Source organism: Desulfosarcina cetonica JCM 12296 (genome assembly GCF_001311845.1).
In the GTDB taxonomy this organism is placed as follows: Bacteria; Desulfobacterota; Desulfobacteria; order Desulfobacterales; family Desulfosarcinaceae; genus Desulfosarcina; species Desulfosarcina cetonica.
Map to the genome: position 1 here is coordinate 1 of NZ_BBCC01000195.1, position 11,242 is coordinate 11,242.

14 protein-coding genes, 1 pseudogene and 1 riboswitch are annotated in these 11,242 nt (G+C 50.5%); of the genes and pseudogenes, 8 read left to right on the forward strand and 7 right to left on the reverse strand.

The window, feature by feature from the left end:
- A pseudogene (locus JCM12296_RS40380) lies at nt 1-368 on the forward strand (hypothetical protein); the annotation flags it as partial.
- 602 nt (nt 369-970) lie between these two features.
- On the opposite strand, the gene JCM12296_RS28100 reads toward JCM12296_RS40380, so the two are convergent.
- Together JCM12296_RS28100 and JCM12296_RS28105 are read right to left on the reverse strand one after the other, a co-directional pair.
- On the reverse strand, nt 971-1,348 hold the full coding sequence (locus tag JCM12296_RS28100; protein WP_054700031.1) for a type II toxin-antitoxin system VapC family toxin: 378 nt from the start codon (nt 1,346-1,348) through the stop codon (nt 971-973).
- Nucleotides 1,345-1,575 (reverse strand): type II toxin-antitoxin system Phd/YefM family antitoxin, encoded by a 231-nt coding sequence (locus JCM12296_RS28105; protein WP_054700033.1) that lies wholly within the window; start codon nt 1,573-1,575, stop codon nt 1,345-1,347. Before JCM12296_RS28105 ends, JCM12296_RS28100 begins: the two co-directional genes overlap by 4 nt.
- Before the next feature lie 268 nt (nt 1,576-1,843).
- On the opposite strand from JCM12296_RS28105, the gene JCM12296_RS28110 reads away from it, so the two are divergent.
- The 7 genes from JCM12296_RS28110 (at nt 1,844) to JCM12296_RS28140 (ending at nt 8,423) form a co-directional block, all read left to right on the forward strand.
- Complete coding sequence (locus JCM12296_RS28110; RefSeq protein WP_054700035.1) at nt 1,844-2,074, forward strand: type II toxin-antitoxin system Phd/YefM family antitoxin; 231 nt, start codon at nt 1,844-1,846, stop codon at nt 2,072-2,074.
- Entirely contained in the window at nt 2,068-2,469 is a 402-nt protein-coding gene (locus JCM12296_RS28115) for a type II toxin-antitoxin system VapC family toxin (RefSeq protein ID WP_054700037.1), read from the forward strand. Before JCM12296_RS28110 ends, JCM12296_RS28115 begins: the two co-directional genes overlap by 7 nt.
- Before the next feature lie 432 nt (nt 2,470-2,901).
- Nucleotides 2,902-5,118 carry a hybrid sensor histidine kinase/response regulator gene (locus tag JCM12296_RS28120; protein WP_083456594.1) on the forward strand — a complete coding sequence of 739 codons (2,217 nt, stop codon included), beginning with the start codon at nt 2,902-2,904 and terminating at the stop codon, nt 5,116-5,118.
- Nucleotides 5,119-5,275: 157 nt separating this feature from the next.
- Nucleotides 5,276-5,368: riboswitch (TPP riboswitch) on the forward strand.
- Between the two features lie 232 nt (nt 5,369-5,600).
- Nucleotides 5,601-6,374 (forward strand): sulfide-dependent adenosine diphosphate thiazole synthase, encoded by a 774-nt coding sequence (locus JCM12296_RS28125; RefSeq protein WP_054700041.1) that lies wholly within the window; start codon nt 5,601-5,603, stop codon nt 6,372-6,374.
- A 326-nt stretch (nt 6,375-6,700) separates the two neighbouring features.
- Nucleotides 6,701-7,711 (forward strand): transposase, encoded by a 1,011-nt coding sequence (locus JCM12296_RS28130; RefSeq protein ID WP_054700043.1) that lies wholly within the window; start codon nt 6,701-6,703, stop codon nt 7,709-7,711.
- A 43-nt stretch (nt 7,712-7,754) separates the two neighbouring features.
- Complete coding sequence (locus tag JCM12296_RS28135; RefSeq protein WP_054700045.1) at nt 7,755-8,147, forward strand: DUF2784 domain-containing protein; 393 nt, start codon at nt 7,755-7,757, stop codon at nt 8,145-8,147.
- 21 nt (nt 8,148-8,168) lie between these two features.
- Nucleotides 8,169-8,423 (forward strand): hypothetical protein, encoded by a 255-nt coding sequence (locus tag JCM12296_RS28140; RefSeq protein ID WP_054700047.1) that lies wholly within the window; start codon nt 8,169-8,171, stop codon nt 8,421-8,423.
- 243 nt (nt 8,424-8,666) lie between these two features.
- Here the strand turns inward: JCM12296_RS28140 and JCM12296_RS37195 are convergent, their stop codons facing one another.
- From JCM12296_RS37195 to JCM12296_RS40390, 5 genes are all read right to left on the reverse strand, one after another.
- The gene (locus JCM12296_RS37195) at nt 8,667-8,888 is read right to left on the reverse strand and encodes a Nif11-like leader peptide family natural product precursor (protein WP_083456595.1); all 222 of its coding nucleotides are present in this window, start codon (nt 8,886-8,888) and stop codon (nt 8,667-8,669) included.
- A 524-nt stretch (nt 8,889-9,412) separates the two neighbouring features.
- Nucleotides 9,413-9,709 carry a hypothetical protein gene (locus JCM12296_RS28150; RefSeq protein ID WP_054700054.1) on the reverse strand — a complete coding sequence of 99 codons (297 nt, stop codon included), beginning with the start codon at nt 9,707-9,709 and terminating at the stop codon, nt 9,413-9,415.
- A gap of 198 nt (nt 9,710-9,907) precedes the next feature.
- Nucleotides 9,908-10,126, reverse strand: coding sequence for a cation-translocating P-type ATPase (locus tag JCM12296_RS28155; RefSeq protein WP_054700056.1), 219 nt, complete (start codon nt 10,124-10,126; stop codon nt 9,908-9,910).
- The gene (locus JCM12296_RS40385) at nt 10,102-10,764 is read right to left on the reverse strand and encodes an HAD-IC family P-type ATPase (RefSeq protein ID WP_054700058.1); all 663 of its coding nucleotides are present in this window, start codon (nt 10,762-10,764) and stop codon (nt 10,102-10,104) included. Before JCM12296_RS40385 ends, JCM12296_RS28155 begins: the two co-directional genes overlap by 25 nt.
- A gap of 5 nt (nt 10,765-10,769) precedes the next feature.
- A complete protein-coding gene (locus JCM12296_RS40390; RefSeq protein ID WP_479690885.1) occupies nt 10,770-11,114 on the reverse strand; it encodes a hypothetical protein in 345 nt (114 codons plus the stop codon).
- Nucleotides 11,115-11,242 lie beyond the last annotated feature (128 nt).

Consider the following 11,242-nt stretch of genomic DNA (forward strand, 5'->3'; position numbering starts at 1 on the left):
AACCAGATGCGTATATAGGTAAGCCAGGATTAACTGATTTGATTTTATCCTTAGAGATAAAAAAGCAAACATCGCTAACAAGAGCTAAACATGGAAGAGAGATTTTAAATGACTCTATCTCAAGAAATAGACCTAATTATTTAAATTCAAATCTAAATTTAAACATCGAATCATATTTGTTTGATGTTAATTTACTTGATGGAGAAAAAATTGAAAACCTTAAAATATTATACTGTGGATCATTATCTCAGAATCCATCAGAGTTATTAAATTCAATATGGCTAAAATTAATAATTAGATCATTAAGAAAAAAGTTTGACTATTTGATAATTGACAGTCCTCCCATTCTAACGTTGTTGATGGTTTGATTTTGGCAAAATTATCTGATCAGTCTTTGATTGTAGTTGAATCAGTAAAAACAAAAATAACAGATTTAATGCAAGTTGTTGAAAAAATGAATCAAATAAAACGGCACCCATCGGGTGTAATTATCAATAAACTAAAATTAGATCGTTTTGGATTCCACGACCATTTTTTTTCATATAAATTTCACAGTCGTAAGTATTGAAGTGGAGTGAGTTAGAGTGAGTTAACGACCTTAAATAACTAAATAACACTTTTCAATAGATTTAGGTCGGGCCGTCAATAAAAGAGGCGTAGTAGGGGACACGATAAAGGGCGAGAAACGAATCCCAGATTACAGCCACTTTGGCGGAGGGCAGTGGGAAGGTTTAAGTCGGGGACGAGGATGATTTTATGCATTAAAAAGTTTTTTTCAAAATCATCAAATGATTAGCTGGATTGGGTGGCGTCCACTGATTCATTTTTTCAAATCCAAGATGATGTACTTGGGGTGCTAACTACCGAAGGTAGATAATCAAACTGAATCGCCCACGACGCTTAATCAGTCAGTGTAGGTCCGGTTGCGCTGCGGGCGTTACCGGACATTCGCTGTCGGCCCACATCGAGATTACCACAACGCCTGTTGATAATGCTCAAGGATCGTACGATCTTTAGTTACCAACCCACTCCGTGTAATGGCGGCTTGGGCAGTGATTAAGCGGTCAAATGGATCGCGTGTCCATTTTTCATGCGCAGCGGTTTTGCAAATCTGTTCAAAGCTCTTGTCGCAAACCATCAAACCGATTTGCTGGCTCAGATCGGTATAAATCCGATTCGAATCCACCCGAATTTTTTCAATTTCAGAAAGGAAGTCGATTTCTAGGAGCACCATGGGTGAGATGCGTAATGCCGGCGTTTCCTCAATGGTTTGCCGGGCATTTTGACTAATCAGGTCGAGTCTACCGGCAAACAGCCATATGACAACGTGGGTATCCAGGTAGATCATACGTTTGGATTCCAATTGTCGGACCAGTCCAGGTGGACCAGTTTTTCCGGGTCACCGACGATACAATCGGGATCGCCGACCAGTTTCGCTAACTTTGACACCGGTTCGGAAGGGATGATTTTCAGTTTTTTTCCTTTTCGCTTGATTTCGAGGGGTATTCCCGTTTCCAAAACCTGATCTAGCAAGTTATAAATGTTTTTTCTAAGTTCAGATGGGCTGACTTCCATGGCGTTTTACCTCCAGAAAAAAACCAACCAATAACGTACGTTAATATTACGTTTAAGCGTACGTTATGTCAACATTGATTTTCCGTTATTGCCATTATTGCTCCGGGGCTGAAATTGTGAGGCGAAACGCGTATCGTATCTCCTGAAGTTTGGAAATTAAGCGCGTTGACGACCTTGGCCTTAAACCCGATTGAAAATTTTGTTGTTGATCGTGACCATGGATGTGACTATAGTCAAGTAGTCAGAAAGAGACCGCTGGAGAATTCATATGCAAACAATGAAAGCATCAGAATTTAAAGCAAAATGCCTACATTTGATGGACGAGGTGAACCTTACCGGGCAAGAAATCACCATCACAAAAAACGGTAAGCCGGTTGCCATTCTAAAACCCTACCGTACCCCGGCCAGGACAATTTTCGGGCTGCACAAAGGCCGTGTCAAAAGCAACGATGATTTGATTGAACCGTTGGATGTGCAATGGGATGCGGAAAAATGCTGATTCTCGATACCCACGTTTTGGTCTGGTTGGACGAAGGCAGTTCACAGCTTGGAAAATCAGCCTTGAAACGGATAGACAACGCGCTTGCAATGGGTGAACTGGGGGTGGCGACCATCACTTTTTGGGAAATCGCCATGTTGGTGGAGAAAGGCCGGCTCAGCATGAAAGCCGAACTCGACATATGGAGAACGGAGCTGCTGAGCGCCGGACTGGTCGAAATTCCGCTTCAGGGTCCAAGCGCAATTCGTGCGGGGCAGCTAGCGACATTTCATGGCGATCCCGCAGATCGGATGATTGTTGCCACTGCCATTGAAAATTCAGCAGAGCTTATTACTGCCGATGAGAAGATTCTATCATGGAATCGCTACCATCACACGATCGACGCCCGATTGTAGGCAGCCCCTCTTCATTAAACGAAAGAAAGGCGCCAATGGGACGGGGATGAAAATATGCGTTTCGACTTGACAACGTTTTCCTGCAAGAGCGCAAAGAAACGCATAAAAACATCCCCGTCCCCCGCCCTATTCATCCCCGTTCCTTTTCAGAATCGTTCAATTGATCGCCTTTGACGCGGGCGTCTGCATCAAACCCCCTGCAAGTCAATTTTATGCCAATAGGCTCCCTATCTTCTTGAACGGGTTCGTGGCAGCGAATTGGAGGGCATTATTGCCCGGCGTACCCATTTGTACTATATTTAAACAAACACTTTGGACAGTTGAGCCTATCTGAAAACTTCACCGTTCACCCGATCCGCTCCAAGTGATATATCCAAAGGAGACAAGTCGATACGCGAATTATTCAACCCCATATAGGGAAACTCGGTTGCCATGATCTCCGCAACGCCCTTAATCATCATTATTATCTGTCTTATGGTCATTATGGGGCTTGTTTTTCTCCTTTGCGTGCTTTTGTTGACAAGGAGAGCCGACGTCAATCTGATATCGGCGTTTCGTGACAAGACTGTCCAACTTAAAGAAAAACGAACTGAACGCAATCCTAAAAAAGATCTATTATCCGAACAGTTAAAGTTTGTGACCCTGAGTTTGGATATAGGAAGGGTTCTGACCAAGGGCAGTAATTTAGACAACATGCTGCACCACTGTCTGGAATTATTGCTCTCCCACCTGAATGCCGTTTCGGCACAAATCTGGTTTGTCGATCAAAATGAAAGCGTGCTGGAGCTAAAATCCAGCGCCGGCGCACAAAACAGCAAAGATGCGCAAGCAATCCACCGAAGGCTTGATGAGCAAACACCGATCGGCCTGATCGCGTGCAAAAAGACAGCCTATATCACCAATACCGCCCCGGATGATCCGAAAATCAGTGACCCGGAATGGATTAAAAACGAAGGCATTACGGCCTTTGCCGGTTTTCCGCTGACGATCGAGGATAACATTATCGGTGTCATGGCCTTTTTTTCCCGTTACTCTTTTTCAGACACCGCCTGCGGGGTGATGGCCTCCATTGCTGATGAGATTGCATTGGGAATCGAACGTCTGGTGAGCGAGAGCTCGCTTCGTGAAAGCCATCGAAAATATCGGGCCATTATTGAACAAACCTTTCAGCTTTTCGGAATCTTGTCTCTGGACGGCACAGTGATCGATTCAAATCGGGCGGCCCTTGAATTGGCGGGTGTGAAAAAAGCCGATGTGTTAGGAACGCCATTCTGGGAAACACCTTGGTGGAGCCATTCGACAGAATTACAGAACTGGCTGCGAGAAGCCATCCAACGCGCCGCCTCAGGTGAAGTCGTTCATTCCGAAGTCATTCATCCTGGCCAGGAAGGCAAACCCCATATCATTGATTTTACGCTGAGTCCCATTACCAACGAGCAAGGCGAGATCATTTTTCTGGTCCCCACCGGACACGATGTCACATATCGAAAACGCATCGAAAAAGAGCTTCATCAGGCCTATAAGATGGAGGCTATCGGTACCTTGGCCGCCGGTATCGCCCATGACTTCAACAATGTGCTGTCGATCATTTTATGGCATGCCGAACTGGCCATCAAGCAGACCAAAGAAGAATCCGAGTTCCATAATAGCCTGGTGACGATTCAGGAAGCCGGACAAAGGGCTGCGGATCTGGTTAAACAGATTCTAACCTTCTGTCGCCAGGGGGAGCGTGAATTATATCCGGTCCAAATCGACCTGGTCATCAAGGAAGTGGCCAAGTTTATGCGGGCTTCGCTGCCAACGACCATTGCGATTGAAACCAAAATCGACTCAAAATCCATTGTGTTGGCCGATCCCACCCAAATTCATCAGGTAATGATGAACTTATGCGCCAATGCCGGCCACGCCATGAAAGACAAAGGTGGTATTTTGACGATCACCTTGAAAAATGAGGAAATCGATGAACATTCCGCCAAGTACCATCTCCGCTTGGAACCTGGACGATATGTCAAGCTCTCCGTGCGTGACACCGGGACCGGGATTCCACCTGAAAACCTGGATCGTATTTTCGATCCGTTTTTTACCACCAAAGAGATCGGTGAAGGCACCGGTATGGGATTGTCGGTGGTTCACGGAATCGTGGAAAGTTGCAACGGCAGCATCAGCGTATACAGCGAGCCCAACCAGGGTACCGTTTTTCATGTCTATTTGCCGGTAATGGATCTTAAGCCCAAGCAGACCATGGATAAACCGGTTGCCATTCCCAGGGGCAGCGAAACGGTGTTGTTTGTAGATGATGAGGCAAAACTGGCCATTGCAGGCAAAGGGATCTTGGCACAATTGGGTTACAACGTGGAGATCAGTACCTCGGGTGCGGAGGCTTATGAAAAATTTAGTCAGAATCCTGACCGGTTTGACCTAATTGTCACCGATCTGACCATGCCACATATGACAGGGGATGAACTGGCCCGCAAAATACGCGAGATTAGACCCCATCTGCCCATCATCATGATCACCGGCTTAACCGCCCAGACTACGCCTGAGCAGTTGCAGTCTGCGCGGATTGACAGACTCATCACCAAGCCATTGACCACCAGAGAAATCGCTACGGCCATACGGCAGGTATTGGAAGGGAAGCATTTGGAATAGAGATGGTATACAGTAATAGGAAGTGGTGTTCTTTTTTGCTGGACCACGTCAGTGCCCATGACCGCCTCATCTGAGAGCGCGGGTCCCAGCAAAATTCAGTTTCCCGGGCTTTGTTGATTTTTATGCTTGACAATACAATCCTTGGCAGCTAAATGTCATCATCAAGCAGGGGTGGTCAGATTGGCCTGAGATAATACCCTTTGAACCTGAACCGGATAACACCGGCGTAGGGAGCTCGAGTGATAGTAATTTGTCTCGACGTCGATTCCTGCTGGAATCGACGTTTTTTGTTTGTCACCATTTTTTCCTCCCCTGCATTTGGCGTTTTCGCCAGCTTCCGACCCGTGTCTGCCCTTAAATGCGGTGACCGCTTTCCAACGGCCTTGATGTAGGCCCATTTCGCCTGTTTTCGGAAAGGTACGGACGTCGGGATGGACACTCACTCATTTTTTTCCAACCGATTAACGATGAAGGGGGTTTGCATGTTGAACGAAGTCACCATCAGCAGGGGAATTATCCAAGCCTATTTACAGAAACTGAGCAACTCGCTCGAACTGGATGTCGCCATCGTGGGCGGTGGCCCCTCCGGCCTCGTCGCCGGAACCTATCTTCCATGGCCGGGAAACGTCGCCCTGTTCGACCGGCGATTATCCATCGGCGGCGGGGTATGGGGTGGCGGCATGATGTTCAATGAGGTCGTGGTTCAGGAGGAGGGAAAAACGGTTTTGGATGAATTGGGGTTTCAATGCCAGCCGTTTGAGCCGGGGTATTATACCCTGGATTCCGTATACCTGGCCTCGGGCTTGGTGCATAAGGCGGTTTGTTCTGGATTGAAGATATTCAACCTCGTGAGCATGGAAGATGTCGTAATCAAGGACAAACGTGTGGCGGGACTCGTGATCAACTGGGGCGCCATTGAAACCTTGAAATGGCATGTGGATCCCCTGACCCTGCATGCCGCCTTCGTGCTGGATGCCACGGGACACCCGGCCAATGTCACCGAGGTGCTGGTTCGGAAAATGGGCGTCACCTTGGATACGGCAACCGGCGGCATGGTGGGTGAGAAATCCATGGAAGCCGAAACGGGTGAAATGGATACCGTCAACAATTCAAGAGAGGTTTATCCCGGCCTTTTTGTCAGCGGCATGGCTGCCAATGCGGTATGCGGTGGCTATCGCATGGGGCCGGTATTCGGCGGCATGCTTCTCTCCGGGAAAAAGGTCGCCCGGGCGATGATCGAACGGTTGCCGGCGTAGCTGGGTGCCCACCAATGGCGCACCCGCGCTTTTCCCGCGAACGCCACGGACCGGCTCGTTTTCTTAATCGCCGGTATTACCGTAAGGCTTCCTAAGGATTTTGAATACGCACCATAAAGACAACAAAAGGGCAACGATGCACCCCCCCGGTCGGGCCACGGCGCTTTGAGCAAATGCCAGCCATCCCTATGCTCGCGGCAACCAACGCCCACCAAAGGGGTGCAATCTTGCCCATCAGAACAACCCCCGCTGCGTTTTTGTTAGAAGGGGACGGTGATGAAATTATGCGGTTCCAATTTTCAAGCCCTTATGATAAAGAAACAAGTATGCCAAGACAAGCCAGAATCGATGCGCCAGGCGCGCTGCACCATATCATTTGCCGCGGGATCGAACGACGGAAACTTTTTCTGAATGATGCCGACCGTAATGATTTTGTCGATCGATTATCCCGCATCGTGACGGGCAGCGAAACACTTTGCTATGCATGGGCGCTGATGCCCAATCATTTCCATCTGCTTTTGCGAACCGGGACGCTTCCGATTGCCACGGTCATGCGCCGGTTGTTGACCGGATACGCGGTAAGCTTCAACCGCCGCCACCATCGCCATGGTCGATTGTTCCAAAACCGGTATAAATCGATATTGTGCCAGGAGGATCCCTATCTGCTGGAACTGGTGCGCTACATTCATTTGAATCCCCTGCGGGCGGAAATCGTTGAAGATTTGGAGGCGTTGGATGGATATGCGTACTGCGGTCACAGTCGATTGACCGGCCGCGTCAGCGATGACTGGCAGGCGATGGACGGTGTTTTATCCCTGTTCGGCAAACAGACGAAAACGGCCATGCGACACTACCGCCGCTTTGTCGAAGCAGGCCTCGACCAGGGGAAACGGCCGGAGTTGACCGGCGGCGGCCTTTTGCGCAGCGCCGGCGGCTGGGGCGAGCTCAAATCCCAGCGTCGGATGAAGGCGCACCTCAAGGGCGATGAGCGGATATTGGGTGACAGCGACTTTGTCATGCAGGTTCTTGAATCGGCCCAGGAGCATTTGGAAGCTCGCTATCATTTAAAAGCCCAAGGCTATACGTTCGACCGCCTGATCGCCTGGGTGAGCGACCGATTCGGGATTTCCATTGATGATACGCTGTCGCCGGGCAAATATCCCCATCGGGTGAAAGCGCGGAGCGTGGCGGCCTACCTGGCTGTTAGAAAACTTGGCATGGACGGTACAAGCGTGGGAAAGCGAATGGGCGTGGGGCAATCGGCCATCAGCCGTGCAGTTGCGCGTGGCGAGAAGCTGATGACTGAATTGGAGATCTCTTCTCCTTTTAAGGGGTGACCCGATTTCGGCGGCCGTAGGCGGGTGGAAAGAAAGGCAAGTCATGTTTTACCGCGTTGGGGCGGATCTGGTCCTGATCGTCCATATCGCCGTGGTCATCTTCGCACTTTTGGGTGCCGGTGGGGCGTTTAAATGGCGATGCGTGGTCATACTCCATCTTCCGGTCATGCTGTGGGTCGCCGTTGTGATGCTGACGGGCGGCTTGGGGCCGCTGGCACTGCTTGAACATGCGCTCCGTTTGCGAGCCGGTCCGGCCGTGGAAAAGATGGGATGGGTTGAACAGATTCTGACCCCCTTTTTTTATCCGACACCGCTGACCCGGAATTTTCAGATCCTTTTGGGCGCCGTCATACTGATGGTAAATGGGGTGATCTATTCATGGATATACGGTTTTCGGGAACGCTGGCGCCGGTTCAAAGCCCGCGATAACCGTTAGGAATTCTATGAGATGGAGCACATGAAGAATCGCATTGACATTTCACCCGGCAACCAGCGGCTGTTTCAGGATCGCGCGGGTCGCCGGGTCCTGCTGCACAAGGCCGGCATTGCCGTTTCCTTTTGGCTGGATGAAAATGACATTGTTCATTTAGTGGAGCGAGTCGAGGGTGTCGATTTCAAGGAAACAGGCGCTCAATTGAAACGGGACGGCTGGACATGTGTCGGACCGGGGATGGCGTATGCCGGATTGCTGGAAGACAAGGACCGTCCGTGACGCGGATTAAAGGCCCTGGCGCACCTTAACCTATTCAAAAACGCATCAGCTTCAGCAAGAACGGTATCCTTAGGAAAGTGAGAAATGGCCATCACCTGCGCCGGGTTGCCGCGCATGCGGGTGGGGTGGGCGGTTTCGCCGTTCAATTTTGAGGGGAAAAACCATTTTTCAAGAAAATATGGGGACGGACTTTTTCTTAACGGCGGCATTTTATACCCAAAACTGAACGGCGAAGACATCCAATCAGAACCACCAGATATTGCGTTGGCGGGGGTTCCCGTAAGAATCGAAGGAATCGCCTGACTCACGCAATACTGCCTTCAGATCTTCTTCACTAAAATCAAAACCATCTCCAACCGCGGCAACGACAAATTCAGGCATGGTTTCGATCTGATTGTATTTAAGGCGTAAATCTTTATCTTCTCCACCAGTAATTAAAAATCTTTCAACTTCTTTCTTGGACATGATTATCTCCTTTCAGACAATAAAATTGATGGCATCTATAATTTTTTTTTAATCCTCATCATCAATGACGATTTATGGTGGTTATGAATCAGACATACGCATGTAGTGTGCCATATTGATTCTTGCAGCCATTTGAATTTCAGGTGAGGATAAATCCATTCTGGAGGTGCTATTTTACAACCTGGATTTAGCCTGTTTCTTGCCATGTTATCTAGTTATTGACGGATTGAGGATCTTGCCGAGTTTCAAAAAGAGTATGGGGCGGTGGAAAAGGGAAAACACAAAATTGAAGAAAGAACAAAAAAACAATGCAAAATTGTATATGAACATCTACAAAATCGACGACGAACTGATCAATGAAGCCTAACAGCTTGTTGGTCTATTCTGCAGCCGAAGCAATGAAACCGTTTGACGATCCTCGGTTTTCTCCCACCGCGGAAGTGAATCGGGCGCTAAAACCCAAAGGGCAAGGCGTTATCGCCTTGCCCTTTGGGTTTTAGCGCCGTGCTGGCTGCCGGAATAGATCAAATATTGAACTGCGCGACCATCTGTTTTAAGCTTTCGGAAAGCTTGGCCAGTTCTTGGGCGCTGGTGTTGACCTGTGTGCTACCTTCCGACATTTCTTGGGCCGCTTGGTTCACCTCTAAAATATCTTTGGCGATACTGGCTGACCCGGTAGAACTCTGAGCAACGTTTACATTGGCCTCCTGGATTCCCTGCGCGGCTTGGTTGACATTGCTGGAAACCTCTCTGGTCGATGTGGACTGCTCTTCCATGGCGCTGGCGATGTTAGCCACAATTTCGTTGATTTCGGCAATCACTTTCTCAATTCTTCTTCTTTTGTTGAGTCATGTACCAACGACCATTATTTGGGAAATAGTGCCATTTCCAATCCAATGCACAATTTTTCTATCTGCATCTATTTGAAAATATTTAGATAATTTTTTTTTACGAAATTGCCTGATAAAGACAGGAAAGTTACAGGATATCTCAAACGACAACCGTGGTAGCTCGCGGTATCAGTCCCGTCTGACCAGCAACAACGTGTTGCCGATCACGGTGAGGCTGGAGAGCAGCATGGCCGTGGCGGCGATCAGTGGGGTGAGCAGTCCGCTCATGGCCACGGGAATGCCGATCAGGTTGTAGATCCAGGCACACCACAAATTTTGGGTGACCTTGCGGTTGACCCGCCTGGAAAGTGAGAAAACATCCATCAACTGGGCTGGATCGCCGCGCATGAGGGTGAGGTGGGCGGCCTCGGCAGCCAACGCCTGGCCGTTGTAGAGGCCACGGCCAGGTGGGCGCGGACCATGGCGGCTGCGTCATTGATGCCGTCGCCCACCATGGCCGGCCGGTGTCCCTGTTGGATCAGTTGGTCGATGAAGGCGGCCTTGTCCGCCGGCAGCAATCCCCCTTGGGCGACATCCGCACCCAGGGCCTCGGCCACTTCCCGGGTAACCCGATGGCCGTCCCCCGAGATGACGGCCATCGGACGGTATTCGGCCTTCAGCCTTTCGATCAGGTCCGGCACCGTTGGTCGGAGGCTGTCGCCAAAATACAGGCTGGCCGCCGGCTGTTCGTCTACACTCATGAACACCCGTGAAAGGCCGGTTTCCGTTTTCCCGGACGGTTGGCCCGTCGCCATGTCAGCCGTTTCCCAGGCAAACGGCCGGCTGCCGATGCGCAGGTTTTTCTTCTCAATACACCCCGCGACGCCATCGGGGAAGGTTGCGATATCGTCGACGCGGGCCGGTGCAATGCCCTTTTGCCGGGCATGGGCGTTGATGGCGCGGGCGATTTCATGGTCCACGGCGTGTTCTATACCGGCGGCCCAGGCGATGACCTGATCCGTGTCCAGGCCCGGACGGCTTTCCACCCGAACTAGCTGCCAGCGTCCGCGCGTGAGGTCCCGGTTTTGTCGAACACGATGCTGTCCGTCGTGCCGGCCCGTTCGAAGGCTTCGATGTCGCGCACCAGGATTCCCCGGCGGCCGGCCAGGGAGATCCCGGCCAGGCGGGCCATGGGAATGGCAACACCCAGGGCGCAGGGGCAGGAGATGACCATGACGGTCACGGCCCGCACGAGCGACTGGTGCAGGGATAGACCGCTCAAGGCACAGGCGATCCCCGTGCCGGTGGCCAGCAAAACGATCAGGGGCACGAATCCGCGCAGCATTCGGTCCGTGCGCCCCTCGAAAACACTTCTCTGTTCCAGGCTGCGGGTCATGATGGCGATCATCTGGCCGAGCACGCTGGCCTTGCCAAGGGTTTCCGCCGTGGCGACCGCGCGGCCGTCGATGATCCGCGTGCCGCTTTTGATGATGTCGCCGGCCGCTTACGGCGTACCGGCCGCGG